28 protein-coding genes and 1 pseudogene are annotated in these 26,205 nt (G+C 63.7%); 12 read left to right on the forward strand and 17 right to left on the reverse strand.

What is annotated here, in order from left to right; translation table 11 throughout:
* Positions 1–12 precede the first annotated feature (12 nt).
* Positions 13–1,233 carry a beta-ketoacyl-ACP synthase I gene (fabB, locus tag FJ425_RS06895; RefSeq protein WP_095765953.1) on the reverse strand — a complete coding sequence of 407 codons (1,221 nt, stop codon included), beginning with the start codon at positions 1,231–1,233 and terminating at the stop codon, positions 13–15.
* A 115-nt stretch (positions 1,234–1,348) separates the two neighbouring features.
* Positions 1,349–1,864: a 3-hydroxyacyl-[acyl-carrier-protein] dehydratase FabA gene (gene fabA / locus FJ425_RS06900; RefSeq protein ID WP_095765952.1), complete on the reverse strand. Its 516-nt coding sequence runs from the start codon at positions 1,862–1,864 to the stop codon at positions 1,349–1,351.
* Between the two features lie 249 nt (positions 1,865–2,113).
* Between fabA and irrA the strand changes: the two genes are divergently transcribed.
* Both irrA and FJ425_RS06910 read left to right on the forward strand, forming a co-directional pair.
* Positions 2,114–2,545: an iron response transcriptional regulator IrrA gene (irrA, locus tag FJ425_RS06905; RefSeq protein WP_095766194.1), complete on the forward strand. Its 432-nt coding sequence runs from the start codon at positions 2,114–2,116 to the stop codon at positions 2,543–2,545.
* Between the two features lie 32 nt (positions 2,546–2,577).
* Positions 2,578–2,757 (forward strand): annotated as a pseudogene (locus tag FJ425_RS06910) (DUF4260 family protein); the annotation flags it as partial.
* Here FJ425_RS06910 and FJ425_RS06915 read toward each other — a convergent pair.
* Entirely contained in the window at positions 2,747–3,304 is a 558-nt protein-coding gene (locus tag FJ425_RS06915) for an SH3 domain-containing protein (protein WP_140722566.1), read from the reverse strand. The pseudogene FJ425_RS06910 and the gene FJ425_RS06915 overlap by 11 nt on opposite strands.
* A gap of 270 nt (positions 3,305–3,574) precedes the next feature.
* On the opposite strand from FJ425_RS06915, the gene FJ425_RS06920 reads away from it, so the two are divergent.
* Positions 3,575–4,576 carry a D-glycerate dehydrogenase gene (locus FJ425_RS06920; protein ID WP_140546041.1) on the forward strand — a complete coding sequence of 334 codons (1,002 nt, stop codon included), beginning with the start codon at positions 3,575–3,577 and terminating at the stop codon, positions 4,574–4,576.
* Positions 4,577–4,582: 6 nt separating this feature from the next.
* On the opposite strand, the gene FJ425_RS06925 is transcribed toward FJ425_RS06920, so the two are convergent.
* The 6 genes from FJ425_RS06925 to dnaN form a co-directional block, all read right to left on the reverse strand.
* Positions 4,583–4,996 (reverse strand): DUF126 domain-containing protein, encoded by a 414-nt coding sequence (locus FJ425_RS06925; protein ID WP_140546042.1) that lies wholly within the window; start codon positions 4,994–4,996, stop codon positions 4,583–4,585.
* Positions 4,993–6,246 (reverse strand): aconitase X catalytic domain-containing protein, encoded by a 1,254-nt coding sequence (locus FJ425_RS06930; protein WP_140722569.1) that lies wholly within the window; start codon positions 6,244–6,246, stop codon positions 4,993–4,995. Before FJ425_RS06930 ends, FJ425_RS06925 begins: the two co-directional genes overlap by 4 nt.
* Complete coding sequence (locus FJ425_RS06935) at positions 6,243–6,731, reverse strand: GNAT family N-acetyltransferase (protein WP_140722572.1); 489 nt, start codon at positions 6,729–6,731, stop codon at positions 6,243–6,245. The genes FJ425_RS06930 and FJ425_RS06935 overlap by 4 nt, the downstream gene beginning before the upstream one ends.
* A gap of 4 nt (positions 6,732–6,735) precedes the next feature.
* Positions 6,736–7,491: a molybdopterin-synthase adenylyltransferase MoeB gene (locus tag FJ425_RS06940; protein ID WP_140629460.1), complete on the reverse strand. Its 756-nt coding sequence runs from the start codon at positions 7,489–7,491 to the stop codon at positions 6,736–6,738.
* Between the two features lie 92 nt (positions 7,492–7,583).
* A complete protein-coding gene (recF, locus tag FJ425_RS06945) occupies positions 7,584–8,744 on the reverse strand; it encodes a DNA replication/repair protein RecF (protein WP_281405765.1) in 1,161 nt (386 codons plus the stop codon).
* A gap of 82 nt (positions 8,745–8,826) precedes the next feature.
* Positions 8,827–9,945, reverse strand: a complete 1,119-nt coding sequence (gene dnaN / locus FJ425_RS06950) for a DNA polymerase III subunit beta (RefSeq protein WP_095765942.1) — start codon at positions 9,943–9,945, stop codon at positions 8,827–8,829.
* Between dnaN and FJ425_RS06955 the strand changes: the two genes are divergently transcribed.
* A complete protein-coding gene (locus FJ425_RS06955) occupies positions 9,944–10,162 on the forward strand; it encodes a hypothetical protein (protein ID WP_140629465.1) in 219 nt (72 codons plus the stop codon). The genes dnaN and FJ425_RS06955 overlap by 2 nt on opposite strands.
* On the opposite strand, the gene dnaA is transcribed toward FJ425_RS06955, so the two are convergent.
* The 5 genes from dnaA to FJ425_RS06980 form a co-directional block, all read right to left on the reverse strand.
* Positions 10,146–11,693 carry a chromosomal replication initiator protein DnaA gene (dnaA, locus tag FJ425_RS06960; protein ID WP_140629468.1) on the reverse strand — a complete coding sequence of 516 codons (1,548 nt, stop codon included), beginning with the start codon at positions 11,691–11,693 and terminating at the stop codon, positions 10,146–10,148. The two genes, FJ425_RS06955 and dnaA, sit on opposite strands and share 17 nt — an antisense overlap.
* Before the next feature lie 841 nt (positions 11,694–12,534).
* Positions 12,535–12,801, reverse strand: a complete 267-nt coding sequence (rpsT, locus tag FJ425_RS06965; RefSeq protein WP_095765940.1) for a 30S ribosomal protein S20 — start codon at positions 12,799–12,801, stop codon at positions 12,535–12,537.
* Positions 12,802–12,995: 194 nt separating this feature from the next.
* Entirely contained in the window at positions 12,996–13,769 is a 774-nt protein-coding gene (locus FJ425_RS06970; RefSeq protein WP_140629470.1) for an enoyl-CoA hydratase, read from the reverse strand.
* 46 nt (positions 13,770–13,815) lie between these two features.
* Positions 13,816–14,706 carry a bifunctional DNA-formamidopyrimidine glycosylase/DNA-(apurinic or apyrimidinic site) lyase gene (gene mutM, locus FJ425_RS06975; protein ID WP_140629473.1) on the reverse strand — a complete coding sequence of 297 codons (891 nt, stop codon included), beginning with the start codon at positions 14,704–14,706 and terminating at the stop codon, positions 13,816–13,818.
* Entirely contained in the window at positions 14,699–15,937 is a 1,239-nt protein-coding gene (locus tag FJ425_RS06980; protein WP_140722575.1) for a phosphopentomutase, read from the reverse strand. The genes mutM and FJ425_RS06980 overlap by 8 nt, the downstream gene beginning before the upstream one ends.
* A gap of 134 nt (positions 15,938–16,071) precedes the next feature.
* On the opposite strand from FJ425_RS06980, the gene FJ425_RS06985 reads away from it, so the two are divergent.
* Entirely contained in the window at positions 16,072–17,010 is a 939-nt protein-coding gene (locus FJ425_RS06985) for a PhnD/SsuA/transferrin family substrate-binding protein (RefSeq protein WP_140629476.1), read from the forward strand.
* 3 nt (positions 17,011–17,013) lie between these two features.
* On the opposite strand, the gene FJ425_RS06990 is transcribed toward FJ425_RS06985, so the two are convergent.
* From FJ425_RS06990 to FJ425_RS07000, 3 genes are all read right to left on the reverse strand, one after another.
* On the reverse strand, positions 17,014–17,631 hold the full coding sequence (locus tag FJ425_RS06990) for a TadE/TadG family type IV pilus assembly protein (protein ID WP_140722578.1): 618 nt from the start codon (positions 17,629–17,631) through the stop codon (positions 17,014–17,016).
* Between the two features lie 37 nt (positions 17,632–17,668).
* Positions 17,669–18,232: a TadE/TadG family type IV pilus assembly protein gene (locus tag FJ425_RS06995; protein WP_140629764.1), complete on the reverse strand. Its 564-nt coding sequence runs from the start codon at positions 18,230–18,232 to the stop codon at positions 17,669–17,671.
* 170 nt (positions 18,233–18,402) lie between these two features.
* Positions 18,403–18,825, reverse strand: coding sequence for a pilus assembly protein N-terminal domain-containing protein (locus tag FJ425_RS07000; RefSeq protein ID WP_140542019.1), 423 nt, complete (start codon positions 18,823–18,825; stop codon positions 18,403–18,405).
* 344 nt (positions 18,826–19,169) lie between these two features.
* Here FJ425_RS07000 and FJ425_RS07005 point away from each other — a divergent pair, with 344 nt between their 5' ends.
* The 7 genes from FJ425_RS07005 to FJ425_RS07035 all read left to right on the forward strand — a co-directional run bounded on the left by FJ425_RS07005 (position 19,170) and on the right by FJ425_RS07035 (position 26,170).
* Positions 19,170–19,349: a Flp family type IVb pilin gene (locus FJ425_RS07005; RefSeq protein ID WP_095765933.1), complete on the forward strand. Its 180-nt coding sequence runs from the start codon at positions 19,170–19,172 to the stop codon at positions 19,347–19,349.
* Positions 19,350–19,508: 159 nt separating this feature from the next.
* On the forward strand, positions 19,509–20,027 hold the full coding sequence (locus FJ425_RS07010; RefSeq protein WP_140629478.1) for a prepilin peptidase: 519 nt from the start codon (positions 19,509–19,511) through the stop codon (positions 20,025–20,027).
* 223 nt (positions 20,028–20,250) lie between these two features.
* The gene (cpaB, locus tag FJ425_RS07015) at positions 20,251–21,063 is read left to right on the forward strand and encodes a Flp pilus assembly protein CpaB (protein WP_140629481.1); all 813 of its coding nucleotides are present in this window, start codon (positions 20,251–20,253) and stop codon (positions 21,061–21,063) included.
* Positions 21,060–22,568: a type II and III secretion system protein family protein gene (locus tag FJ425_RS07020; RefSeq protein WP_140629483.1), complete on the forward strand. Its 1,509-nt coding sequence runs from the start codon at positions 21,060–21,062 to the stop codon at positions 22,566–22,568. The genes cpaB and FJ425_RS07020 overlap by 4 nt, the downstream gene beginning before the upstream one ends.
* A gap of 14 nt (positions 22,569–22,582) precedes the next feature.
* On the forward strand, positions 22,583–23,314 hold the full coding sequence (locus tag FJ425_RS07025) for a CpaD family pilus assembly protein (RefSeq protein ID WP_140542023.1): 732 nt from the start codon (positions 22,583–22,585) through the stop codon (positions 23,312–23,314).
* Positions 23,315–23,353: 39 nt separating this feature from the next.
* A complete protein-coding gene (locus tag FJ425_RS07030) occupies positions 23,354–24,643 on the forward strand; it encodes a CpaE family protein (RefSeq protein WP_140542024.1) in 1,290 nt (429 codons plus the stop codon).
* A 30-nt stretch (positions 24,644–24,673) separates the two neighbouring features.
* Positions 24,674–26,170 (forward strand): CpaF family protein, encoded by a 1,497-nt coding sequence (locus tag FJ425_RS07035; protein WP_140629486.1) that lies wholly within the window; start codon positions 24,674–24,676, stop codon positions 26,168–26,170.
* Positions 26,171–26,205 lie beyond the last annotated feature (35 nt).

The following is a 26,205-nucleotide window of genomic DNA, read 5'->3' on the forward strand; positions in this document are numbered from 1 at the left end:
AAAACGCTGGTCTTATGCGGAATAGCGCTGGAAAATCAGCGTTGCGTTGGTGCCGCCGAAACCGAAGGAGTTGGACAGGACGGTGTCGATCCTGGCGTCGTCGATACGCTTGCGCACGATCGGCATGCCCTCGAATTCCGGATCGAGCTCCTCGATATGGGCGCTCTCGCCGATGAAGCCGCCCTGCATCATTAGGATCGAATAGATCGATTCCTGCACGCCGGCCGCGCCCAGCGAATGGCCGGTGAGCGACTTGGTCGAGGTGATGTAAGGCATCTTGTCGCCGAACACCTCGCGGATGGCGCCCATTTCTTTGGAATCGCCGACCGGCGTCGAGGTGCCGTGGGTGTTGATGTAGTCGACCGGCGAAGACACCGTGGCAAGCGCCTGGCGCATGCAGCGGATAGCGCCTTCGCCCGAAGGTGCGACCATGTCGTAGCCGTCGGAAGTCGCGCCGTAGCCGACGACCTCGGCGTATATCTTGGCGCCGCGCGCCTTGGCGTGCTCCAGTTCCTCCAGCACCAGCACGCCGGCGCCGCCGGCGATGACGAAACCGTCGCGGTTGACGTCATAAGCGCGCGAAGCGGCCGATGCGTTGTCGTTGAACTTCGACGACATGGCGCCCATGGCGTCGAACAGGTCCGACATGGTCCAGTCGAGGTCCTCGTGGCCGCCGGCAAACATCACGTCCTGCTTGCCCCACTGGATGAGCTCATAGGCATTGCCTATGCAATGCGCGGAGGTCGAGCAGGCCGACGAGATCGAATAGTTGACGCCGTGGATCTTGAACCATGTGGCCAAGGTGGCCGACGCCGTCGACGACATGGCTTTCGGCACGGCGAACGGGCCGATGCGCTTGGGGCTGTTGTTCTTGATCGTGGTTTCGGCCGCTTCGACGATGGTGCGGGTCGAAGGCCCGCCGGAACCCATCACGATGCCGGTCCGCTCATTGGTGATGTCGCCTTCGCTTAAGCCGGCATCGGCGATCGCCTGGTCCATGGCGACGTGATTCCAGGCAGCGCCTTGGCTCAAGAAGCGCATGGCGCGGCGGTCGATCATCGGGGTGGGATCGAGCGTCGGCGCGCCCCAGACCTGGCAGCGGAAGCCGTGTTCGGCGAAGGAATTGGAAAAGCTGATGCCTGATTTGGCATCGTAAAGCGAGCTCTGCACCTCATTGGCATTGTTGCCGATCGACGACACAATGCCGAGCCCTGTCACTACGACCCGTCTCATTCGCAACTCCTTCCCGCGTATTCGGGCGAAAGATTTAACCGGCTTCGCCCTTGATCATACGCAAACAAACTGACGTGGCATCCGTTAGCTACGCGGGCGCCGTGGCGGAAAACGGTCAGGCGGCCGGCTGCTTGGACAGGCCGACCTTCAGATCCGTAGCCGCATATATGGGTTCGCCATCCGCCTTGAGCCAGCCATCGGCGATGCCGAGCACCAGGCGGCCGCGCATCACGCGCTTGAAATCGATGCCGTATTCGACCTTCTTCACCGACGGCGTCACCATGCCCTTGAATTTCACCTCGCCGGTCGAAAGCGCCATGCCTTTACCCGGTTCGCCCAGCCAGCCGAGATAGAAGCCGGTCAACTGCCACATGGCGTCGAGGCCGAGGCAGCCCGGCATGATCGGGTTGCCGATAAAGTGGCAGGCGAAGAACCACAGGTCCGGCTTGATGTCGAACTCGGCGCGGATGAAGCCTTTGTCGAAAGCACCGCCGGTCTCGCTGATCTCGGTTATGCGGTCGAACATCAGCATCGGTGGGTAGGGCAGCTGGGCATTGCCTGGCCCGAACAGGTCGCCGCGGGCGCAGGCAAGCAGTTCCTCGTAATCGTAGCTGGACTTTTGACCCGCCATCAAATTTCTGTCCCCGTGTTCCTTCGCGGGCGGCAGGGCGCCCTTCTCGTTGGTTTCCTAACACACTCTGTTTGCGGCCGGAAACCGGCGTTTGCGCTTAACCCGTGCGCCTGCCCGGGTCAATGCGCGCTATTGATCGCATTCGGACTACAGAATATATGTCGGCTGATGTCTGGTTTTGGCTTTTGACGTCTTTTTGCCATTCTGGACCTGTTGGTGGGCTGGGCAGCAAAGCTTCGACGCGAAGAGATGGATTCGGGCTACAGGAAGGAAAATGTCGCTGTGGACAAGCGGGTTCGCGAAGCCGGCCTGAGGCCGACGCGCCAGCGCATTGCGCTGGCCGACCTGCTTTTCGCCAAGGGCGACCGTCACCTTTCGGCCGAGGAACTGCACGAAGAGGCGATCGCCGCCGGCGTGCCGGTTTCGCTGGCGACGGTCTATAACGCGCTCCACCAGTTCACCCAGGCAGGACTGCTCCGCATCCTGGCGGTCGAAGGCTCGAAAACCTATTTCGACACCAACACCTCCGACCACCATCACTTCTACGTCGAGGGCGAGAACCGGATTTTCGATATCGAGAGCGGACCGGTGACCGTCTCCAACCTGCCGGCGCCTCCGGAAGGCATGGAGATCGCCAATGTCGACATCGTCGTGAGGCTTCGCCCGAAGCGCGGCAACTGATCCCGTGGTGATGCGGCCCGTCGATTTCATTGCTTGCGGGCGCGTTGCTCGCCGGCCCGATCACCACTGCCGTGGCGCTGATCTGGATCGCGCACATCGCCATCGACCGTGCCCTCGGCTACGGCCTCAAGCTGCCCACCGGTTTCCAGGATACGCGTCTCGGCCGCATCGGCCGCGACCGCAACAGCAAGGCCAGCGAACTCAGTTCTTGACCTTCTCGCCGGGATAAGCGCCCCACACCTGCGACTGGGCCATCCAACCGGTATGGCCGTCGAAGGTCATCTCGCACCATTGGCCGTCGCATTTCTTGATCGAGCCGATCACGCCCGGCTCGATAATGGCGACGACACCGGCATCCTTATCGGGCTCGTCGAGCAGGTTGATTCGCCCGCCCTTGCCGCGCTGCCACGGCGCGACGATCGCGGTGCGTCGGCCGGAGAGCAGCGACTGGTTGATCCAGCCTTCCGAGCCGTCGGCATCGCGCACGCGGCGCCATGTGTCGAATTCCTGGATGACTTCCATCGGCAGGCCGGCCTTCAGATACATCCAGTTGACGGAATAATTGGCGCCGGGGCCGACGCGCGAGTTGACCCGGGCCGGCTTGAGGCTGACGAAACGCGGCAGCGGCAGCCCGCTCGGGCCAAGCGTTATGGTTTGCGCCGGCGCGGCCGCGCTTTGCGCGAATGCCTGCGGCGCGCAAAGCAGGGCGCCAAGAATGGCTGCGCTGAAGGCCAGGCGAAGCGACGCGAAACCAGACACTTTCGTTCCTTTCGGCGCCGGTCCGTGCGGATGAGCGCCCCTTTTTCTTTGTCTTCGGCGGCACCGCTTGTTACAGGAGTGGGCTGATGCCGCGACTGGCTGCAAGTTTCGCCGGTCTTGGTTAAAGAGGTCTCAACGAGATCGGTTTCGAGAGCATGATCCCGAAAAGTGGGTACCGGTTTTCGGAAGAGATCTTGCTGCAACAAAGAGTAGGATCAGGATGACGATTCGACGAAACGTCATCCTGATCGAAGAAGCTTCGGGGATAAAATGGCAGGCAAAAAACGGCCCCTCGTCGTCATCACGCGCAAGCTGCCCGATCCGGTCGAAACGCGTATGCGCGAGCTGTTCGATGCAAGGCTGAATGTCGAGGACCGGCCGATGACGCAGCCGGAGCTGGTCGCGGCGGTCAAGGAAGCCGATGTGCTGGTCCCTACCATCACCGACCATATCGATGCCGCGCTGATCGCCCAGGCCGGCGAGAACCTCAAGCTGATCGCGAATTTCGGCAACGGCGTCGACAAGATCGACGTCGCGGCGGCCGCCAAGAAAGGCATCACCGTCACCAACACGCCGAATGTGCTCACCGAAGACACCGCCGACATGACCATGGCGCTGATGCTCGCCGTGCCGCGCAGGCTGGCCGAAGGCGCCAATGTGCTGACGGGTGACAAGAAATGGGCCGGCTGGTCGCCGACCTGGATGCTCGGCCGGCGCATCTGGGGCAAACGTCTCGGCATCGTCGGCATGGGCCGCATCGGCACGGCGGTCGCCAGGCGGGCCAAGGCCTTCGGCCTCTCGATCCACTATCACAACCGGCACCGCGTGCTGCCGGCGGTCGAGGAGGAACTGGAGGCGACCTACTGGGAAAGCCTCGACCAGATGCTGGCCCGCATGGACATCATCTCGGTCAACTGCCCGTCGACGCCGGCGACGTTCCACCTTTTGTCCGGCCGTCGGCTCGCGCTGATGCAGCCTTCGGCCTACCTCGTCAACACCGCGCGCGGCGATATCATCGACGAGGAATCGCTGATCAAGCTCATCCACGACGGCAAGATCGCCGGCGCCGGCCTCGACGTCTACGAGCATGAGCCGGCGCTGAACAGTAAGCTGTTGAAGCTCGCCGCCAAGGGCAAGGTGGTGCTGTTGCCGCATATGGGATCGGCCACGCTCGAGGGCCGCATCGACATGGGCGAGAAGGTGATCATCAACATCCGCGCCTTCTTCGACGGCCACCGTCCGCCTGATCGTGTCCTGCCGCTCAGGACCTGAAAAAGGTTAGACGGCGGCGGTCACTGCGCCGTCCGAAGCGACCGTGACGGCGGCTCCGCGGTAGCTGTCGAACGCGCCGCGTTCGAGCCTCACCGCCATCGGCGTTTCCCAACCCATTTCCCGCGCTACGATCAGGCCGAGCAGCAGGATGGCGTCCGGCTCGTGCAGCACTAGGGCGGCCGGCGCGCGGCCGTTGTGGACGAGCTCCATCAGCACCGCCGAAGCGGATGACGAGCCGATCGTGCCCGGCAGGAACAGAACCCGGCCGGCGATGACTTCGCCATGCTGCGGGTGGCGAACGTCGGCGATACGCCCGGTGCTGGGGTCGACGCCGCCCCAGAAGCTGATCGGCGCCGTCAGCACCAGCGCGTCGCCTTCGCCCGCCTTGCCCGGCACCAGGATTTCGGCCCTCGCGCTCATGCCGCGATATCCGTGAAGACCGGCTTGCCGAGGACCGCGCTTTCGACGCAGTCGGCAAGCGAGGCGTAGAGCACCGCATAGCCGGTGTTGCCCGGCGCGTAATGCGCGAACTTGCCCGAATTGGTCATCAAAACGCCGCCCGCAAGGTCCGGCATGATCGGCGTCACCACCACGCAGGTGTCGGCGACGATGACGACGCCGCTGGCTTCGAGCCGCTTCCGCCGGCCGTCCTGCTCCAGCAGGGCAAGCGCGTGGCGGCCGGTGCAGGCGTAGATCGGCACCGCGAGCCGCCGTCCGGCGATCAGCCGCTCCAGGCTGTCGAACTCGGCGTGCGACAGATGCGGGCTGCCGATCGCCACCGCATCGATGGTCTTGGTCGCGGCCGTTGTCGACAGGCCCGCGCGCGCCGTCGCCACCATGTCGGGCGTCACGCGGATCACCGCTTCCGGCTCCGGCCCGGCCAGAATGGCTTCGACGTCGGGAGCCTCGGGCGTCACGCCGGCAACGTGGAACAGGCCGACCGCGCCGGACGATGCGGCCGCCGCGCCGAAGGCTTTCAGCGCGTCTTCGCCGGGATGAGCCGTCACGCCTCTGACGACGGCGATGGCGTTGCCCACCTCGCGGCCATAGAGGCTGCCCAGCACCGGCCATGCGATCTCCGAGGCGAGGAAGGATGGCGACAGGCCCGAGACATCGAAAATGAGCCGCGCGCGGCGGTTCTCCGTCCGATGCAGGCCGTAGTCAGGCGCTCTGGCAGTGATGGCGCAGGCAATGTCCAGGAAATCGCCATAGCGGTTGGTACGCGCGCCCAGCACCGAATTGCAGAAGACGACCGCGTTGGACTCGCCCCAGGCAACGTCGCTGCCGAGCGCGGGCCTGTGTCCGGCCTGGTATGGGGCGCAGGTCCAGCTCTGCTCGCAGCCCAGCTTGCGATAGGCCTCCATCATCCGCCGCGCCATGCCGCGCTGCGGCTCCTCGAGGCGGATGCGCGAGCAGCCCATCAGGTCGAGCGCCCCGACATTGAGCGTCGAGCGCACCGCGACCTTCGCACCGCCTTCGACCAGCCGCTCGGCAAACAACGTGCCGGAATCGCCGTGGTAAAGCGCGCCGTCGACATGCGTGGAGGCGATCGGGATCAGTCGCGGCGCGCCGAGCAGCCGGGCGCTTTCGGCGACGATGCGCATCGCCATGCCCGCGCCGTCCCGGCCGGCGGCGATCGCCTGTTCTTCCGGGCTGAGGACCAGGCTCAAGACAGCACCTTGCGCATGGTGATGGAGGTAGGCCTGTCATAGCCCGCATGCGACGTGCGCTCGGTCTCGCGGAAGCCGAGCTGGGCGAAGGCTGCATGGTTTGAGGTCAGTTCGATACGGGTCTGAAGCTCGATCGCGTCCATGCCGCGCTCGCGGGCAAGATCCTCCACCGCCCGCATCAGCCGGGTTCCGATGCCTTGGCCCTGCAGCCGTGGCTCGACCGCGAGCTTGCCGACATAGAAATCCCGCGACCGTTCCAGAGCGAAGACACAGCCGACGATGCGGCCGTTCTCGACGACCAGAAACGCGGTCTCCCGGCTCGCCTTCGCGGCAAGCGCCTCCGCGGTTAAAAGATGCGCCGATGACGGCGGGTCGATCACCCCGGCCATATAGGCGAAGGCGCGCCGGATCAGCGCGAGCAGGTCGTCCCACCGATCGAAATCCGCTGGAAGGCCGGTTATGGAGATGCCGATGCCCTGGTCCATGCGCTCAGACGGCCTTGTAGCGGATCGTGTCGAAGCGGGCCGTGAGCCCGTCATAGAGCAGCAGCCGGCCGATTAGCGGCTCGCCTATGCCGGTGATCAGCTTGATCGCCTCCATCGCCTCCAGCGTGCCGATGACGCCCGTCAGCGCGCCGACGATGCCGGCGACGGCACAGGACGGCACCAGCCCTTCGGGCGGGGCTTCCGGAAAAAGGTCGCGATAGCTCGGATTGCGCTTGCCGTCGGCGCCAGCCTCGAACGGCTTCAGCACCGTCACCGAGCCGTCGAAGCGCCCGACGGCCGCCGTGACGAGGGGTTTCTTCTCGTCCGCGCAGGCATCGGCGACCGCGTAGCGCGTTTCGAAATTGTCGGAGCCGTCGACGACGATATCGTAGCGGGCGACGAGGGCAGGGGCATTCTCCTCCGTCAACCTCAGGCGATGCGATTCCACCGTGACGTTGGGGTTGATGCGCATGATCGCTTCCCGTGCGCTGTCGGTCTTGGCCACGCCAACCCTGTCGCTGCCATGGATCACCTGCCGTTGCAGGTTGGACAAGGAGACGGTGTCGTCATCGACGATGCCGAGCGTGCCGACGCCGGCGGCGGCAAGATATTCGAGCACCGGCGCGCCGAGCCCGCCGGCGCCGATCACCAGCACCCGCGCCCGTTTCAGCTTCTGCTGGCCCGGCCCGCCGATCTCCGGCAGCACGATGTGGCGGGCATAGCGTTCGAGCTCTTCGTCGGTCAGCGCGGCATCGGTCATGGCTGGACCATATCGCCGTGGCGAGGCCTTGTCAGTAAGCGCAAGGCGCGGCCTTGTCGCGTATACGCAAGTGCAGAACTCGGTTCAAAAGGTCAGCCGGTCGGCTCAACGTTGGCGTGATCGACGGTCAGGAACTGCGCCCGGCCGGCAAGGCTGGAAAACAAGGCGGCATCGGTGCCGGTCATGAAGGCCTGGCAGTTCAGTTCCTCCAGGATGGAGAACAGCGCCGCGCGCCGGCCTGCGTCGAGATGCGCGGCGATCTCGTCCAGCAGAAGGATCGGCGTCAGTCCCGACATCTCGCCGGTCAGCCTGGCATGCGACAGCACGATGCCGACCAGCAGCGCCTTCTGCTCGCCGGTCGAACAAAGCTCGGCCGGCATCGACTTCGGCCGGTGCCGCACCACGAGATCGGAACGATGCGGACCGTCCAGCGTGCGGCCGGCGGCGCGGTCGCGCTCGCGGCCATTGGCAAGCGCGCGGCGGAAGCGCTCCTCGACATCGACGGCCGGCGCAACGGCGACCTCGCTCTCCAGGTCCCCGGCAAGGCTGATGTCAGCCTGCGGAAACGGTCCGCTGCCTGGCAATCTGTCGATCATGGCGGCAAGCAGCCTTACCAGCTCGGCCCGCGCCGCGGCGATCGCCACCCCGGTCTCGGCCATCTGCGTCTCGATCGCGTCGAACCATGCGCCGTCGCGGGAGCCTTCGGTAAGCAGGCGGTTACGGCCACGCATGGCTTTCTCATAATCGAGCGCGCGCTGGCCATGGCCGGGATCGATCGCCAGCACAAGCCGGTCGAGGAAGCGGCGGCGGTCGGCCGCCGGCCCTGGAAACAGCCCGTCCATCGCCGGCGTCAGCCACACGACCCGCAGCCATTCCAGCATATCCTCGGCCGACCGCGCCGGCGCGCCGTTTATCCGCACCTTCCTGCCGCCTTCGCCGGCGGCGTCGCCGCCGGAAATTCCGGTGCCGATCTCGATCTGGCCTTCCGGCCCCTCGATGCGCGCATGCAAGGCGAAGCCGCCATCGCCGCCTTCGCGCGCCACATCGCCATAGGGCGCGCGGCGCAGGCCGCGGCCCGGCGTCAGGAACGAGATCGCTTCCAGGAGATTGGTCTTGCCGGCGCCATTGTCGCCTGACAGCACCACCGCGCCGGGCGCGAGCTCGAGCGACAGTGTCGCGTAGTTGCGGAAATTCGTAAGCATCAGCTTACTTACATAGCTTTGCTGCCGAAGCTGTTTCGCATCCGAGTTCACGGCGACACATCAGGTCCGTCAGAGCAATTCCAGGAAAAGTGCACAGCGGTTTTCCGTCCGGAATTGCGTCAAGAGACTGAGCCTAGACCCGCATCGGCATCAGCACGTAGAGCGCGGTCTCGTCGGCCATGTCGTGGATCAGCGTCGGCGAGCCGGCATCGGCCAGCATGAATTTCGCCTCCGTGCCGGTGAGCTGGGCCGCGACGTCGAGCAGATATTTGGCGTTGAAGCCGATCTCGATCGGGTCCGACGAGTAGTCGGCCGCCAGTTCCTCGGTGGCGCTGCCCGAATCCGGATTGTTGACCGCGAGCGTCACTTGGCCATCATTGATCGAAAGCTTCACCGCCCGGCCGCGTTCGGAGGAAATGGTCGAAACGCGGTCTACTGCCGCGGCGAAGCTCTGCCGGTCGATGATCAGCTTCTTGTCGTTGCCGGTCGGAATGACGCGCTGATAGTCGGGGAAGGTGCCGTCGATCAGCTTCGAGGTCAAAACGACGCTGCCGATGGTGAAGCGGATCTTGGTGTCCGACAGCTCCGTGGTCACCGCCACGTCGGGATCGTCGACCAGCTTCTGCAACTCGCTCACCGTCTTGCGCGGAATGATGATGCCGGGCATGCCTTCGGAGCCTGCCGGCGCGTCGATCTCGGCCCGCGCCAGGCGATGCCCGTCGGTCGCCACCGAGCGCAGCTTCAATTTGCCGCCCACCTCATGCGTGTGCAGGAAGATGCCGTTGAGATAATAGCGCGTCTCTTCGGTGGAGATGGCGAATTGCGTCTTGTCGATCAGCCCTTTGAGCGCCGCCGATTCCAGCCGGAAGATATGCGAGAACGAACCGGCAGAAAGCTCCGGGAAGTCGGATTGCGGCAGGCACTGCAGGCGGAAGCTCGAACGGCCGGAGGTGACGGTCATCGCATTGCCATCCTCATCCGTCTTCAGCATCACCTCCGCGCCGTCGGAAAGCTTGCGCACGATGTCGTAGAGCAGATGCGCCGGCACCGTCGTCGCGCCGCCGCGCTCGACCTTGGCGGGCGTCGCCTCCGTCACTTCAAGATCGAGGTCGGTCGCCTTCATCTCGAGGCTGGCGCCTTCGGCGCTGAGCAGCACATTGGACAGGATCGGTATGGTGTTGCGACGCTCGACCACGCGGTGGACGTGGTTGAGGGACTTCAAGAGATTTGACCGTTCCAGGATAACACGCATGACGAAACAGGCTCGCTTCAAGAATGAACAGGTCACCGGCAGGCGGCATCCCGTGAAAGCTCTGAAAGGCTTTCAGAATCTGTGTAAGCTGACAGTAAAAAGCCTGCAAACGCAAGCCCGCGGCACCGGTTCCGGCCGGCGGCGCGGGCTTTCTGGGGATAAAGCCGGCGAAGCGTGCCGCCGGCTATTTCTGCGCCCCTTCAGGCCTGGTCGTTGATCAGTCTTCTGAGCAGTTCGAGTTCCTGCGCCAGCGTATTGTCCCCGCCTGAAAGGTCCTCGATCTTGCGCACGGCATGCAGCACGGTCGTGTGGTCGCGGCCGCCGAACCGCCGCCCGATCTCCGGCAATGAGCGCGGTGTCATCACTTTCGACAGATACATCGCCACTTGCCGCGGCTTGACGATCGTGCGCGTGCGCCGATTGGACAGAAGCTCGGTCTTCGACACGTTGTAGTGGCGCGCCACGATGCGCTGGATGTCCTCGATGCGCACCCGCTTCGGCTCGCCGGAGCGGTAGATGTGGCCGAGGATCTCGTCGATGCGGTCGATAGTGATCTGCGGCTCGAAGGACTGGCGGAACAGAAGCTGGTTGAAGGCGCCTTCGAGCTCGCGCCCGCTGCCGGTCACCGTGCGCGCGACATGCTCCAGGATCTCGTCCGATATGTCGAGCGAGGTGTCGTCGGTCTTGGTGCTGGCGCGGCGCAGTTTCAGCATGCCGAGCCGCATGGCGAAATCCGGCGCCGACATTTCCAGCGCCACGCCGCCATTGAGGCGCGAACGCACGCGCGGCTCCAGTGATTCCAATTCCGAGGGCGGCCGGTCGGCCGCGACCACCACCTGCTTGGCGCTGTCGAGCAGCATGTTGATGAGGTGGCAGAATTCGTGCTGGATCGACTTGCCCTGCAAGAACTGCATGTCGTCGATGATCAAGAGATCGATATCGCGCAGCTGCTCCTTCAGCGTCAGCGCGTTGTTGTCGCGGATCGCGGTGGCGAAGCGCCACATGAAATATTCCGCCGTCAGGTAGACGACGCGCGACTTCGGGTTTTGCCGCAGCGATTCCGCGGCGATCGCTTGCAGGAGGTGCGTCTTGCCGAGCCCGACGGTCGCATGCAGGAAAAGCGGGTTGAAACGTACCGCGCTCGACTGCGATTCCGCCACCGCCCTGGCCGCGGCGAAGGCCACCCTGTTCGACGGCCCCTCGATGAAGGAGGAGAAAGTGTAACGCGGGTCAAGCGGCGACCCCAGCACATTGTGGCGGAACTCCGGTTCCGCTGACACGCCCTGGCGAGGCGCCGGCGCCCGTTGCTCCACACGCCCGGCGCTCGCGGTGCCGTTGGCAAGCGCGGTATGCGTCTGCTTGGTCATCTTGCGCGCCGGCGCGACCTCGGGCTCGACAGGGTTGCGCCCCTGGCGCGTCGCGGTGCGCACGACGATCTCGATCTTGAGGACGTCCGCATCCTCATGCCGCCACAGCTCCGCGATAAGCTCGAGATAATGGCCGTTGATCCAGGACCGCAGGAAGGCTGTAGGCACGGAGATGCGAACAACGCCGCGGGAAGCCTCGGCGACCTTCATGCGACCGAACCAGCTCGAATAGACCTCGGCTCCAAGACGCGCCTTCAGCTGGGCCTTGACCCGTTCGAACTTCTGTTCCGCGTCGCTGGATACCGCCACGTCGCCCCCTCCGACAAAAGTTGCTGGAAATGGGAGCTCGCCTGCTATCTCCCTGTCAATGCCGCTCTGCATGATCAAAGTCCCTTTGTCTTCTCGTACCCTTTTCCGCCGGGGATGCGCCTCCTGCATCCTTGGTCCGGCGACCCTCATTCAGCCGCGATGCCATTGCCGCCGCCGGCAACGATCGTCGCAACTCGCGCAAGGGACCAGCTGCCGGCTCCGCACGCCGGCCTCCGACAAAAACAAGTCAATACCTCACCCTCCGGCGAAAACGCCGGCGAGATATCGACTGCCATGTACAATTACGCCAGTCCCCTACCCACCGAAGAGACAAACCAAGCCGTACGCGGAATTGCTCCACGTCATGAATTCCGCCATTTTGTGCTGGCCGATTCAGGCTGGGTCAGGGGCAAGAGCCCGTCCCTTCGATGGATGGACATTACCGAAATCGCTGTGGATAGGGCAAGGCCACATCTAACGGTTTTTTAACGAATCTGGTTACCGGACGGGGCTTGAAATCGGGAGCTGCGCCGGCAGGTTTTGACAAAGCCATTGTGATTCAAACCCTTTTCCGGCGAATATGAAAAAGGCCGCCCGAAACGAAATATTCTGAAATAATTGTCTTGACAGCTACTTCTCCCCCGCCGCTCGACCTTGAGCTGAACAAGCTGTGGACGACCGGCTGTAAGTCTCTGAAAAAACTGATGATTTTTTGCCAGGCAAATTTAGGCAGTTGCCGCGGGGAAGGCGTTCCGTTGTCAGCGGCGTTGAATATGCCGGCAAAACATTACTGGCGTTGGAATCACGTCGCAAGCGTTGCTCACGAGCAATTTTTTTAAGTACTTGCCGGCAAACGAAAAAAACCCGGTCTATGCGACCGGGTTCAACATCGATGGAGTAAGGATTAAGTCGGTCAGGCCGACAGCGTCTTGACCCGCTGGGCCAGCCGCGAAACCTTGCGGGAAGCCGTGTTCTTGTGAACGACGCCCTTGGTGGCGGCGCGCATCAGTTCCGGCTCCGCCGCCTTGAAGGCTGCCACCGCCGCGGCCTTGTCGCCGGCGGCCAGCGCCTCTTCGACCTGGCGCACATAGGTGCGGACACGCGAGCGGCGGTTCTTGTTGATCGCCGCGCGGCGGGCGATCTTGCGCGTTGCCTTTTTGGCCGAAGACGTGTTGGCCATGATGCCTCTCTTCCGATCTGGTGGGCGCCAGCGGGGTGCCGCAGGGCGCAAAAAACAAACGGGCAGCCACAGGCCGCCTCGGTTGGTGCGGCTTATAGTTCAGCTTTTCCGGCGCGTCAACGCCACTTGGCGGTCTTTTTGGAGCTGAAAACGCATCACGTCATGGCCCGCCTTCAGTCATTCGGCATCATGCCCTAGCGGTTGGTGAAATTCGGCTTCCGCTTCTCCACGAACGCGGCCATGCCTTCCTTCTGGTCGTCGAGCGCGAACAGCGAATGGAACAGGCGGCGCTCGAAGCGCAGCCCTTCAGCGAGCGTCGTCTCGTAGGCGCGGTTGACGGCCTCCTTGGTCATCATGACCGACGGCAGCGAGAACTCGGCGATCTTGGCCGCCGCCTTCAGCGCCTCCTCGGCGAGCTCGGCGACCGGCACCACCCGCGAGACAAGTCCGCTGCGCTCGGCTTCGGCAGCGTCCATCATCCGCCCGGTCAGGCACATGTCCATCGCCTTCGACTTGCCGACGAAACGGGTCAGCCGCTGCGAGCCGCCCATGCCCGGCATGACGCCGAGCGTGATTTCGGGCTGGCCGAACTTGGCGTTGTCGCCGGCGATGATGAAATCGCACATCATGGCCAATTCGCAGCCGCCGCCGAGCGCATAGCCCGCGACCGCCGCGATGATGGGCTTGCGCGTGCGCGTGAATTCCTCCCAGCCGACGAAGAAGTCCTGCGTGTAGGCGTCGGCGAAGGACATCGCCTGCATTTCCTTGATGTCGGCGCCGGCGGCAAACGCCTTCTCCGAGCCTGTAAGCACCATCGCGCCGATCTCGGGATCGGCATTGAACGCACGCGCCGCCGCCACGACCTCCACAAGGACCTGCGAATTCAGCGCATTGAGCGCCTTAGGCCGGTTCAGCGTGATCAGCCCGACCTTGCCGCGTGTTTCCACGATAATGGTTTCATAGGCCATGGTTCGCTTCCTTCCGCGGCAGTGGGACGATCGATACGTTCCTAGCTTACCGCTGACAGGTCCGGCAATAGAAGGTCGAGCGGCCGCTTTGCACGATGCGTTCGACGTGGCCGCGGCAGCCCGGCTTCGGGCATGGCTCCCCCTCGCGATCGTAGACCGCGAAGGAATGCTGGAAATAGCCGAGCGATCCGTCGGCCTGGACATAGTCGCGCAGCGAGGAGCCGCCGGCGGCGATCGCATCGGCGATGACCGAGCGGATCGCTTCGGCAAGGCGCGCGCTTTGCTCTTTCGCCTTCTTGGCCGACCCGGCGATGGTGCCGGCTTCGCGCAGCGGCGAGAGGCCGGCGCGCCACAAGGCCTCAGCCACGTATATGTTGCCGAGTCCGGCGATCAGCCGCTGGTCGAGCAGCGCTGCCTTGAGCGGCGATCTGCGACCCTTCAACAGCGAGGCGAGCAGGGGACCGTCGAGCGCGTTGCCAGTTGGCTCGATGCCGAGCCCCGCCAGCATCGGATGCGTGTCCGGCGCTCCTTCGGCAAACAGCATGAAGCCGAAGCGGCGCGGGTCGTTGAAGATGACGCGGGAGCGCTCGTCCCTCGGAGAGACGACGTCGAACACGACATGGTCGTGCGCCGCGCTTTTCGGGCGCTCGTGGTGGAAGGCGCCGGGGACGTCGCTGCTATCCGCGGCTTCGATCCGGAACGACCCCGACATGCCGAGATGGCAGATGAGAACCGGCCCGTTTTCGATATGCATCGTCAGGTATTTGGCGCGCCGACCAAGCGCCGTCACGGTCTTGCCGGCAAGCCGTTCCGAAAAGCGTTCGGGGAAAGGAAAGCGAAGGTCGGGCCTGCGCGCCTTGACCTTGACGAGCCGCGCCCCTTCCAGGACCGGCTGCAGACCGCGCCGGACGGTCTCGACTTCGGGCAGCTCAGGCATCGCCGCCTATCGTCGCAAGGAACGATGTTCCGTGGCGACCGGCAGCCAGGCCGAGGTGGTCCGCGACGGTCTCGCCGATATCGGCGAAGGTCGGCCTGAGCCCGATGTCGCCGCCCGTCAGTCCCGGCCCGATACCGATCACCGGAATGCGTTCGCGCGTATGGTCGGTGCCGCGCCAGGTCGGATCGTTGCCATGATCGGCTGTGAGGATGAGCAGGTCGCCAGGCCTTATCCGCGACAGCGCCTCCGGCAGCCGGCGGTCGAACGCTTCAAGCGCTCCGGCATAGCCGGCGACGTCGCGCCGGTGACCGAACTCGGTATCGAAATCGACAAAATTGGCAAAAACCAGGTCGCCGTCGCCGGCATCGTCCATCGCGCCGAGCGCTTTGTCGAACATTGCCATGTTGCCGCCGGCCTTGCGCACTTCCGAAATGCCGCAATGAGCGAAGATGTCGCCGATCTTGCCGACGGCGATGACCTTGCTGCCGCGCCCGGTCAGCCGGTCGAGCAGGGTCGGCTCCGGCGGCGGCACCGCATAGTCGCGGCGATTGTGGGTGCGCTGAAATGTGGCCGGCGTCTCGCCCACGAATGGCCGAGCGATCACCCGCCCGATCTTGAGCGGCTCAACCAGCCGACGCACCGTGAGGCAAAGCTCATAAAGCCGCTCCAGGCCGAAATGCGTCTCATGCGCGGCGATCTGCAGCACGGAATCGATCGACGTGTAGCAGATCGGCTTGCCGGTGCGGATATGCTCCTCGCCGAGCCGCTCGATGATCTGGGTTCCGGGTGCATGGCAGTTGCCGAGGATCCCCGGCAGCTTGCCCTCGCGGATGATGGCGTCGGTCAGGTCGGCCGGAAAGGCGGGCACCGTATCGGGGAAATAGCCCCAATTGAAACGCACCGGCAGGCCGGCGATCTCCCAGTGGCCGGAGGGCGTGTCCTTGCCGCTCGACACTTCCTGGGCGGCTCCATGAAAGGCCGAGGCGACCGGGGGCGCGTCGATACCGGTTTTCAGTCCCGTCGCGGTTTGCGCCGCCCGGCCAAGGCCGAGCGACATCATGTTGGGCACCGCGAGCGGCCCTTTGCGCAAACCTTGCCGATCGGCACGACCATCGGCGCAGGCCTGAAAAATATGTCCGAACGTGTCGGCGCCCGCATCGCCATAGCGTTCGGCGTCGGCCGCGCCGCCGATGCCGAAAGAATCGAGAACGAACAGGAACGCGCGCGCCATGGGTATCTTTGTTGTCAGCCTTGATCGCCAGACATAAGGTTCCCCGGCGGCGTTGGCAAATCGGAAACCAAACCGCAACGGCTTGGCGCCATAGTTGCGGCGAGGCGCGGATGCGGGGCGGGAGCGTGGCAGGTATGGCAAGGCGCGGCAAAACCGCGGCAAAGCAGGCCGTGAAGATGTGCGCGGCCGCTCTCGCGGCCTTAGGCGCCGCCTCCTCGCCGGCACGCGCCGACTGGCGTGACGACATCGGCACGTTCCGCATCGGCATCGTCGCCGAACCGGGCGGGGGCAACACCGTCCCGGGCCTCGCGCGCCTGACCGACGCCTATGCCAATGCGCTCGGCATGAAGGTCGAGTTCGTCGTTGCGCGCGACTACGCGGCGCTGATCGAGGCGCAGGCGAGCGGGCGCGTGCAATATGCGATCTATTCCGCTCTCGCCTATGCCACGGCCTCGGAACGCTGCGGCTGTGTCGAGGCTCTGGTGGCGCCGGTCGATGCGGACGGCGCCGTCGGCATCCGTTCCGTCCTTGTGACGCGCGACGGCCGGCTTCCGGACCTTGCCGCCATGGCTTCGCACCGGATCGCGATAGCGCCGGCCGAAAATGTCGGCGGCGCGCTGCTGCCGCTGGCGGCGCTGCCGGCCGAAGGCGTCAACATCACGCGGGATTCGCCCTTTCTGGCGCGCGCCGCTTCAGCCGCCGCGGCCGAGACGATGCTGAGCGGCGGCGAAGCGGACGCCATGTTCGGCTGGGAACCGGCCGATACCGGCGGCCGGTCCAGCCGTTCCGAGGGCACCGTCGCGCGGCTGGAGGCTGCCGGCGTCCCCGAGGCGTCGCTTCGGGTGTTGTGGACCTCGGGCCTCTTGCGCTTCGGCCCGCACGCCGTCCGCAATGATCTCGATCCCGAGGCAAAGCGCCGGCTGACGGTCTTCCTGACCAATCTCAGGTCCCAGACGCCCGACATATACGACCTGCTGGAGGCGGCGCATTCCGGTGGCTTTGTGCCGGCGGCGTCCAAGGATTACGCTATGGCCACGGCCATTGTGCGGCACGCATCCGACGGCCGGGACTGACCGTCAGCAATCGCTGCAGGGGATCTTTGGGCTCCGGCGAGGCCGGAGATAATAGGTCTCGCTCATCTTTATGTGGCTAAAGGTCGACAACAATCCAAGCGCCTTCTGCTGGTTGTTGTTCTCGCTCCAGGCGATGACGGGCACATAGCCGAGGTCGCTTTCCACGCGGACCAGGAAAGTGTTGCGGATTATCAGCGTCGAGGGGACGGTCGTGGTGTCGCCGGGATTGGCATCGACGCTGTAGGTGTTGCCCACCAGCTTGCGCGACCACGCCACCCTCACTGTCGGCGACGCCTCGTCGGATATCTGTATGCCGGTGATGATGATCGTCGGATCCGAGCGATTGTAGGGCCGAAGCGTCGATATGCCGATCTTCATCATTGCATCGAGGTTAGCCTTCACGACGGCCTGCTGCTGCGTGACGAGGTCCGCGACCATGCTGCCGATGCGGCTGACCTTCTTGCCGGTCTCGATGGCCTGCGAGGCCTCCATCGTTATGAAGTACATGATCAGGAGCACCGGCACGATGAACGCGAACTCGATCGCCGCGACGCCGCGGCGATCGCGGCAACACCGCGCCACCTTCGCCGAAATCCCCCGGAGTGCCCCCGCACTATGCATATCGTCCTCCACGCCGCGGCTTAGCCGTCGAGCAGTCTCAATTGTCGTCGAACGGTTCGTTCTGCCAGGTCACCGATGCGAAATGCAGCGTTTTCTTGTCCTTCAGATTTGCCATCGACTGGGCCAGGAAATCGGTCATCACCGGCCATTTGTAGAACACGCGCAGCATGTTGATGGTCTCTGCCAATCCGGGCGAGACGGTTGGGGTCGTCGAGTTCGTCCCCTGTGTAAGCACGATATCTCCATCCACGATCTTGAAGCCCGCCGTGGCGGCGTCGGCGAAACTCGGATATTCGCGCAAATCGACCAGCAATCCCGGGCAGTCCTTGGCCACCATGATCTCAAGTCTGCTGCAGATCAGCTGCTTGATCGAGGCTTCTGTGACGTTCGACTGCTGCAACTGCCCGGTCCGCAGCTGGCGGGCGACATCGTCGGTGACGTTGGCCATCACCTCCTGGCCTGCGAACGAAATGCAGCTCTCGAGGATGGCGAAGACGAGAAGCGCGAACGGGATGGCCAGCATCGCGAATTCCATCGCCGTGCTGCCGCGCCTGTCGCTGAAGAAGCCGGGGCGGACTCTGACCCGCGCCCTGTTGTCCATGCCGTTGCCGGATGTGGCATCCTTGCTCATATTGCGTTCCTGCCGATCCCCTTTGCGGTACCGGCGGCAAGGTTAGCGATAACCCATTGAGTTCCGGTTTTGATGATCGTTAAATTCGTCGGGCACGCTTTAAGCTGTCTTTAATGCCCATAGGTTCGCCCTCGCAGGGCTCAGTGCCCGGCGCTCATTTCGGCTTCGGAAGTTTTCTCGGCCTCGCTCTTGAAGGCGCTCTCGCAATAGGGCGTGCAGGACATGGTCTGGACGTCGGCGCGTCGGTAGATGCGCACCGAGGAGGCGGCTTGTCGCACGACGGTCACCTGTTCGTCGATGATCGGGCTGCCTTCCGAATCGAGCACGACCAGATTGGTGACGCCGAAGCCCTTACCGGTGAGAACGATGGTCGAGGCGTCCTGCACGGAGGCGTCGGCGATTGCCGGATTGCCGATGACGACCGTATCGGCCCCGCGTGACAATTTGACGATCTTGGCCTGGTTCATGGTGACTTCTATGCCGGCGCCGGCCCTGGCCGGCATGACCAAGGCAGCAGTTGCCAGCAGCGCGGCGACTGGAAACAGCGATCTCGACAAGGTCATTGAAGCGCTCCCGGCAGGCAGATTCTTCAACGGAACATGAACGAGATTGGTGAAGTAACGGTTAAACCCGGCCCGGCATGATTAAGGATCGCCTGCATGGTGCGCCATGCGTCGATGGCCTTACTGTTTTAGGAATATTGCACAAGCGCCGGTTTCTCGGAAACCCGGACCTCTGGCGATGTTTAGGCCACGGTTAACCACACAGGGCATTCGCCACCGGAAAGGAATCGGTAAGGCTGTTTATTAAGCCGATCGAAACGGCTTCTCCCTAGATTTGCAGCATCCGATCAACCCGGAAGAGAAGTTGACGGAAGTGCTGTAACACGTGGAGTAGGAGCTCTCGAATGTCTAATCTTATCGCACGTTTCGTGAAGGACGAATCCGGCGCGACCGCCATCGAATACGGTCTGATCGCCGCTCTCATCGCGCTTGCCATCATGGTTGGCGCTACCCAGCTCGGCGGCGCGCTGAACGCCAAGTTCGCCAACATCGCTGCTACCCTGAACGGCGCCACGGCTCCGTAATAAGGCTGCGTATCGCGCTTTTTCGGCAGAAAGGAAAAGGGCCGCCAGCTGGTGGCCCTTTTTCATGCAGTCGGCCGATTTTGATCGTCCGGCCTCATCGATCGTTAATCCAGCGCGCCTAGGATGCCGCTGAAAACATGCCACAGGCACGCCGCATCCATGCTTGAAGCCGTGATCTTCGTCGTCTTTCCTTTCTGCATGCTGTTCGCTGCGATCTCGGACACCCTGTCGATGACGATCGCCAACCGCGTTCCTGTGCTGTTGGTGGCGACATTCGCGCTTGTTGCGCCGCTCGCCGGCATGGACTGGGCAACCTATGGCTGGCACTTCGCCGCCGGCGCCCTTGTGCTTGCCACGACCTTCGGCCTTTTTGCGCTCGGCGGCATGGGCGGCGGCGACGCCAAGCTTCTGGCCGCGACCGCTCTGTGGATGGGCCTCAACATCAACCTGATCGGCTATCTGGTGACGTCGGCTTTCATCGGCGGCCTGCTTACCCTCGCAATCCTTGCCTACCGGAAATCGCCGCTCGCCACGTACACCGGCCACAGCCGATTTCTGCGCCATTTCGCGGATGAGAGCGTTGGCATCCCATATGGCATCGCGCTTGGCGCGGGTGGACTGATCACTTTCCCGGATTCGCCGCTGATGGTCTGGGCGCTGGAGAGGCTCACGACATAGGCCCCGCGATCTCGATGTCGGCGATCCCAGGCGGCCGCCTTTTATCAGATCGGAAGGCGGCCCCGGGCCGCTTTTTCTGTTAACGGCGGGCCGTTCAATCCAATTTGAGTAAACCTTAAATTAATCACGATCGTAAGCATTACATTAACCTTGTTTTGACGATTGCAGCTGCAAAGTCCGGCCTGGCGAGGTGGTTTGCCATGAGGCGAAGGGTTTCGGACGAATGCCAGCATCCCGATTGATTATTCTGGGCGTGGCTGCGGTCGCGGCGGGTGGCGCGGGCTACGTGGCGAAGAACATGGTCGTCGCGCCGCCGCCTCAGGTCATCGTCGATGCGCCCAAGCAGCCGGCGATCGCATTGCAGGATGTGCTGGTGCTTTCCGGTGACGTGTCGATGGGCAGCCAGCTCGGCACCAACATCAGCTGGGAAGAATGGCCGGCCGATGGCGTCAACGCCAATTTCATCACGCGCGCCGCCGAGCCTGACGCGATCGAAAAGCTCAAGGGCTCGGTCGCCCGCGTTGCCATGTATACCGGCGAGCCGTTGCGGCGCTCCAAGCTGGTCGGCGAGGGGCAGAGCTTCATGTCGTCGATCCTGCCTTCCGGCATGCGCGCCGTCGCGACCGCGATATCGGCCGATACGTCCGCGGGCGGCTTCATCCTGCCCAACGACTTCGTCGACGTCATCATGACGCGCCGCGCCGACACCGGCAATGGCGGCAGCGGCTTCAACACGGAGACGATCCTCAAGAACATCCGCGTGCTGGCCATCGACCAGACCATCCAGGAAGACGAGGAAGGCAAGAAGACCAGGGTCGGCCAGACCGCGACGCTGGAGCTGACGCCGCAGCAGGCGGAGATCATCACAGTGGCGCAGCAGATGGCCGACCGCCTGACGCTGGCGCTGCGCCCGATCACCGACATCCATGAAAAGACGACGGACGAAGCCGACTATCTGGTCAACGGCAACGGCCGACGCGGAACCGTGCGGCTGATCAAGTCCGGCGAGGTTTCCGAGGTGGGAGCAAGGAAATGAGGCTGAACGGTAAACTGCTGCCCTTCCTGGCCGCCGCGGCGATCGGTTTTTTCGTGCTCGGCACCGGCGCCCCGGGGCTGGTCGAAGCCAAGGCCGCGGGAGCCGGCGTGTCGGCTTCCGTTGCCACGCAGCGCGTCAAGCTCGGCCTCAACAAATCCGTGGTCATCGACTTGCCCAGCGACGCCTATGATATCCTCGTCGCCAATCCGGCGGTTGCCGATGCCGTGACGCGCACCGCGCGGCGCATCTACCTGTTCGGCAAGGCGGTCGGCGAGACCAACATTTTCGTCTTCGGCCCCAATGGCGAGCAGATCGTCAGCCTGGATCTGGCCGTCGAGCGCGACGTCGCAGGGCTGGAAGACTATCTCAAGCGCTTCATCCCATCCTCGCAGATCAACGTCGAGCTTCTCAATGATAACGTCGTCCTGACGGGCATGGTCGACACGCCCCTCGATGCCAAGCGGGCCGTCGACCTTGCAACCATCTTCGTGTCCGGCGGCGAAGCGACGACGGGTCAATATTCGCAGACCGCCGCCGGCGGCTCGGTCAATGGCGGCGTCGACATCAACAACCCCGACCAGGAGCGCCGGACCTCCAAGATCGTCAACCTCTTGCAGATCATCGGCGATGACCAGGTGACGCTCAAGGTGACCGTCGCCGAAGTCAGCCGCTCGGTGATGAAGCAGCTCGGCGTTAACTTGGTTGGCCGCGGTGGCAGCAATGGCATCAGCTATGGTGCGATCAGCGATACTTTCCCGGGTCTGGGCAAGCCACTGTCCGCCTCAGGCTTGAACTTCGCCACTTCATCCCTGCAAGGCACCATCAACGCCATGGAGCAGTCTGGTGCCATGAAGACACTGGCGGAGCCAACGTTAACGGCGGTCTCCGGGGAGAAGGCGACGTTCAAGGTCGGCGGCGAATACAACATAGTGACCGCCGTCACCAGCAACAAATCGACAGACAATCAGAATGCCGACAGAACCTGGACGTCATCGAAGGTCGACTATGGCATCGGACTGGAATTCCAGCCGGTGGTCCTGTCGGCTGGCCGTATCAGCCTGAAAGTGAGAACCGCGGTGTCAGAGCCGACGACGGAAGGCTCCGTTGCATTTGGCGATACCAATATCATATCGCTGCGCAAGCGCTTGGCGGATACGACCGTGGAGCTGCCTTCCGGGGGATCGATGATGATCGCCGGACTTGTTCGTGACGATGTGCGCCAGGCCCTCAACGGCCTGCCTGGCCTGACAAAGATACCGGTCCTCGGCGCTCTGTTTCGTAGCCGTGACTTCGTGCGCAACGAAAGCGAGCTCGTCATCATCATCACGCCTTACCTAGTCAAGCCTGTGGCACGCAACGATCTGGCGAAGCCTGATGACAATTTCAATCCTGCGAGCGACGGCGCCGGCATGTTCCTCGGCCGCGTCAACCGCGTCTACGGCACCATGCAGACCGACAGGCCAGCCGGCCGCTACCACGGCGTCGTGGGCTTCATCTACAAATGAGTGGGAATGCGGATATGTCCAAGTCAGCATCGAAGGTCATGACGGTCCGGACAGCATCCGGTATCGCAAGGATCCGTCGGCAGGTGGTCCCGGCATTGGCGGTCATGCTTGCCGCGTCGCTCGCAGGTTGCGCCAACCGCGACAGCGTAACCGTCGGGTCGATACCGGACGACTACCGCACGACCCATCCGATCGTCATTGCCGAGAAGAACCAGAAGATCGACCTGCCGGTCGGCGCCGGTGATCGCGGCATGACCGGTGCGCAGCGCGATACGCTGCTCGGTTTTCTCGACGGCTACGACAAGAGCGCCGCGCCGGCGCTGACGATCGCGATGCCGGCCGGATCCGCCAATGAGCTTGCCGCCAGGGCCGCCGGTCGCGATTTTGCCAGGCTCGCCATGGCGGCAGGCGTCAAGCGCAACCGCATCGTCATGACATCCTATCAGTCGGCGGTGCCGGAGGCGTCAGCGCCGGTGCGCGTCGCCTTCGTCGCGGTGAGGGCCCAGACCGACAAATGCGGGCGTTGGCCCGAGGACATGCTGGAGACGTCGCAGAACAAGCACTACGCCGACTTCGGCTGCTCCTATCAGAACAACCTCGCAGCACAGCTGGCCAATCCCAATGATCTGATCGGGCCGCGCAAACAGTCCGACATAGACGCCGAAAATCGCGGCGCGGTGATCGACAAGTACCGCGAGAGGGGCATCTCGGACGAGTTCCTCGGCAATTCGGAAGTAACCTACTAAGCTGCGCCGGACGACGAAGAAAGCAGTCACGGAAAGAGCATGACGATGAGCAATCTTGCCTACGACACGCCCGCCGAAACCGGCGACCTTTCGCAGCAGGACATCGCCGCCATGCAGGCGCTGCGCCCCGTGCCGCGTATTTCGATCCAGGCCTTCTGCGAGACCGAGGGGGTCGCCAACCCCGTCGAGCGCGCCGGCGAGGATCGCCGGATGGCCAAGGCCCATCTCAAGGTCCATATGGGCGGCATCCCGACCGCGATCGAGTTCTACCAGTCCGCGCCGACACCGAACCTGATCCTGCTGGAATCGCGCAGCGAACCGCAGCAGCTGCTCGAACAGCTCGGGCAGCTCTCGGAATATTGTGATCCGTCCTCCAAGGTGGTGGTTATCGGCCACTACAACGACGTCGGGCTCTACCGCGAGCTGATCCGTTCGGGCATTTCCGAATATGTCATCGCGCCGGTCTCGATGACAGACATCGTCAGCGTCGTGTCGTCGATCTTCGTCGATCCGGATTCGGAGCCGATCGGCCGCTCGATCGCGTTCATCGGCGCCAAGGGCGGCGTCGGCTCCTCGACCATCGCTCACAATGTCGCCTGGGCGATGTCTTCCCTGTTCAAGTCCGAGGTCGTCATCGCCGATCTCGATCTCGCCTTCGGCACCGCCAACATCAATTTCGATCAGGATCCGGCGCAAGGCATCGCCGAGGCGGTGTTTTCACCGGAGCGGGTGGACGAGGTCTATCTTGACCGTCTGCTTGCGCAATGCGCCGAGCATCTGTCGTTGCTCGCAGCTCCCTCCACGCTCGAGCGCGTCTACGATTTCGACTCCGAGGCCTTCGCGCAGATCATAGAGACAGCGCAGCGCAGCGCGCCTCTGCTTGTCCTCGATGTCCCTCACGTCTGGAGCGGGTGGACCAAGAGCACGCTGATCAAGGCGGACGAGATCGTCATCACGGCCACGCCCGAGCTCGCAAATCTTCGCAACACCAAGAACATGGTGGACATGCTGAAGCGGCTGCGTCCGAACGATCCGCCACCGAAGCTGATCATCAACCAGGCGGGAGTGCCGAAACGGCCCGAGATCGCGGCGTCCGATTTCGCCGAACCGCTCGGCATCACGCCGATGGCGGTGATCAACTTCGAACCGCTGCTGTTCGGCAATGCCGCCAACAACGGCCGCATGCTCTCCGAGATGGACGCCAAGAGCCCCGTCGTGACCACCATCAATGAAATAGCGCATGTGCTGACCGGACGCAGCGAAATCAAGACAAGGAAGAAAGCAGGCCTGGGCTCGATCCTCGGCAAGCTCTCGCGCAACAAGAAGTGACGCTGATTGAGCGGCATCGGGTAGTCGATCATGTTTGGTAAAAGAGGCAAAGACGACGGCAGCCGGGCAACGCCCGAATTCCGTCCGCCGGCATCCGCTCCCGCCGCCGCTCCAACCGGGACGATGACGGCCGAACGACCGGCCGCGCCGCCGTCCGGCACGCCGGCCACGCCGCCGGCGCGCCGGCCCGTCGAGGCGCCGCCCATGGCGCCGGAGCCGCCAAGAAGGGTTCAGCGCGAGCGCTCCGAGACCTATTACGACACCAAGAGCCAGGTGTTTTCGGCGCTCATCGACACGATCGACCTGTCGCAGCTCGCCAAGCTCGATCCCGAAAGCGCGCGCGAGGAAATCCGCGACATCGTCAACGACATCATCGCGATCAAGAATTTCGCGATGTCGATCTCCGAGCAGGAAGAACTGCTCGAGGACATCTGCAACGACGTTCTGGGTTATGGACCGCTGGAGCCGTTGCTTGCCCGCGACGACATAGCCGACATCATGGTCAACGGCTCCAAGAACGTCTACATCGAAGTCAATGGCAAGGTCGAACAGACCGGCGTCCGTTTCCGCGATAACCAGCAGCTGCTCAACATCTGCCAGCGCATCGTCAGCCAGGTCGGCCGCCGCGTCGACGAATCGAGCCCGATCTGCGACGCGCGCCTGCCCGACGGCTCGCGCGTCAACGTCATCGCGCCGCCGCTGTCGATCGACGGCACCGCGCTCACCATCCGCAAGTTCAAGAAGGACAAGCTGACGCTGGACCAGCTGGTCAAGTTCGGCGCCATCTCGCCGCAAGGCGCGGAAATCCTCAAGATCATAGGCCGCGTCCGCTGCAACGTCGTCATCTCGGGCGGCACGGGCTCTGGCAAGACGACGCTGCTCAACTGTCTGACCAACTATATCGACCGCGAGGAGCGCGTCATCACCTGCGAGGATTCGGCGGAACTACAGCTGCAGCAGCCGCATGTGGTCCGTCTCGAAACCCGGCCGCCCAATCTGGAGGGCGAAGGCGAGGTGACCATGCGCGACCTGGTCAAGAACTGCCTGCGCATGCGGCCGGAGCGGATCATCGTCGGCGAAGTGCGCGGACCGGAGGTGTTCGACCTTCTTCAGGCGATGAATACCGGTCACGACGGCTCGATGGGCACGATCCACTCGAACAGCCCGCGCGAATGCCTCAATCGTATCGAATCGATGATCGCCATGGGCGGCTATTCTCTGCCGCAGCGGACGGTGCGCGAGATCGTCGTCGGCTCGATCGACGTGATCATCCAGGCGGCTCGCCTGCGCGATGGCTCACGCCGCATCACCCACATCACCGAGGTGGTCGGCATGGAAGGCGATGTCATCATCACCCAGGATCTTGTGCTCTACAACATCAAGGGTGAAGACGCCGGCGGCCGGCTGGTCGGCGAGCATGTGTCGACAGGCATCGGCCGTCCGCAATTCTGGGACCGCGCCCGCTATTATGGCGAGGAGCAGCGCCTCGCCAATGCGCTCGAGGCGATGGAGAAACGCGCTGACTGATGCATCTGGAGGTTGGAAGCAATTCCAGGAAAAGT

The sequence above is a fragment of the Mesorhizobium sp. B2-7-2 genome, assembly GCF_006440775.1.
Taxonomy (GTDB): domain Bacteria; phylum Pseudomonadota; class Alphaproteobacteria; order Rhizobiales; family Rhizobiaceae; genus Mesorhizobium.

What these genes read in the sequence shown, in the direction of transcription:
- fabB (WP_095765953.1), bottom strand. Translation starts at nt 1,233, where the DNA reads ATGAGACGGGTCGTAGTGACAGGGCTCGGCATTGTGTCGTCGATCGGC.
- fabA (WP_095765952.1), bottom strand. Translation starts at nt 1,864, where the DNA reads ATGGCGGGTCAAAAGTCCAGCTACGATTACGAGGAACTGCTTGCCTGC.
- irrA (WP_095766194.1), top strand. Translation starts at nt 2,114, where the DNA reads ATGGATTCGGGCTACAGGAAGGAAAATGTCGCTGTGGACAAGCGGGTT.
- FJ425_RS06920 (WP_140546041.1), top strand. Translation starts at nt 3,575, where the DNA reads ATGGCAGGCAAAAAACGGCCCCTCGTCGTCATCACGCGCAAGCTGCCC.
- FJ425_RS06925 (WP_140546042.1), bottom strand. Translation starts at nt 4,996, where the DNA reads ATGAGCGCGAGGGCCGAAATCCTGGTGCCGGGCAAGGCGGGCGAAGGC.
- FJ425_RS06935 (WP_140722572.1), bottom strand. Translation starts at nt 6,731, where the DNA reads ATGGACCAGGGCATCGGCATCTCCATAACCGGCCTTCCAGCGGATTTC.
- FJ425_RS06940 (WP_140629460.1), bottom strand. Translation starts at nt 7,491, where the DNA reads ATGACCGATGCCGCGCTGACCGACGAAGAGCTCGAACGCTATGCCCGC.
- FJ425_RS06955 (WP_140629465.1), top strand. Translation starts at nt 9,944, where the DNA reads ATGACGAAACAGGCTCGCTTCAAGAATGAACAGGTCACCGGCAGGCGG.
- dnaN (WP_095765942.1), bottom strand. Translation starts at nt 9,945, where the DNA reads ATGCGTGTTATCCTGGAACGGTCAAATCTCTTGAAGTCCCTCAACCAC.
- dnaA (WP_140629468.1), bottom strand. Translation starts at nt 11,693, where the DNA reads ATGCAGAGCGGCATTGACAGGGAGATAGCAGGCGAGCTCCCATTTCCA.
- rpsT (WP_095765940.1), bottom strand. Translation starts at nt 12,801, where the DNA reads ATGGCCAACACGTCTTCGGCCAAAAAGGCAACGCGCAAGATCGCCCGC.
- FJ425_RS06970 (WP_140629470.1), bottom strand. Translation starts at nt 13,769, where the DNA reads ATGGCCTATGAAACCATTATCGTGGAAACACGCGGCAAGGTCGGGCTG.
- mutM (WP_140629473.1), bottom strand. Translation starts at nt 14,706, where the DNA reads ATGCCTGAGCTGCCCGAAGTCGAGACCGTCCGGCGCGGTCTGCAGCCG.
- FJ425_RS06980 (WP_140722575.1), bottom strand. Translation starts at nt 15,937, where the DNA reads ATGGCGCGCGCGTTCCTGTTCGTTCTCGATTCTTTCGGCATCGGCGGC.
- FJ425_RS06985 (WP_140629476.1), top strand. Translation starts at nt 16,072, where the DNA reads ATGGCAAGGCGCGGCAAAACCGCGGCAAAGCAGGCCGTGAAGATGTGC.
- FJ425_RS06990 (WP_140722578.1), bottom strand. Translation starts at nt 17,631, where the DNA reads ATGCATAGTGCGGGGGCACTCCGGGGGATTTCGGCGAAGGTGGCGCGG.
- FJ425_RS06995 (WP_140629764.1), bottom strand. Translation starts at nt 18,232, where the DNA reads ATGGACAACAGGGCGCGGGTCAGAGTCCGCCCCGGCTTCTTCAGCGAC.
- FJ425_RS07000 (WP_140542019.1), bottom strand. Translation starts at nt 18,825, where the DNA reads ATGACCTTGTCGAGATCGCTGTTTCCAGTCGCCGCGCTGCTGGCAACT.
- FJ425_RS07005 (WP_095765933.1), top strand. Translation starts at nt 19,170, where the DNA reads ATGTCTAATCTTATCGCACGTTTCGTGAAGGACGAATCCGGCGCGACC.
- FJ425_RS07010 (WP_140629478.1), top strand. Translation starts at nt 19,509, where the DNA reads ATGCTTGAAGCCGTGATCTTCGTCGTCTTTCCTTTCTGCATGCTGTTC.
- cpaB (WP_140629481.1), top strand. Translation starts at nt 20,251, where the DNA reads ATGCCAGCATCCCGATTGATTATTCTGGGCGTGGCTGCGGTCGCGGCG.
- FJ425_RS07020 (WP_140629483.1), top strand. Translation starts at nt 21,060, where the DNA reads ATGAGGCTGAACGGTAAACTGCTGCCCTTCCTGGCCGCCGCGGCGATC.
- FJ425_RS07025 (WP_140542023.1), top strand. Translation starts at nt 22,583, where the DNA reads ATGTCCAAGTCAGCATCGAAGGTCATGACGGTCCGGACAGCATCCGGT.
- FJ425_RS07030 (WP_140542024.1), top strand. Translation starts at nt 23,354, where the DNA reads ATGACGATGAGCAATCTTGCCTACGACACGCCCGCCGAAACCGGCGAC.
- FJ425_RS07035 (WP_140629486.1), top strand. Translation starts at nt 24,674, where the DNA reads ATGTTTGGTAAAAGAGGCAAAGACGACGGCAGCCGGGCAACGCCCGAA.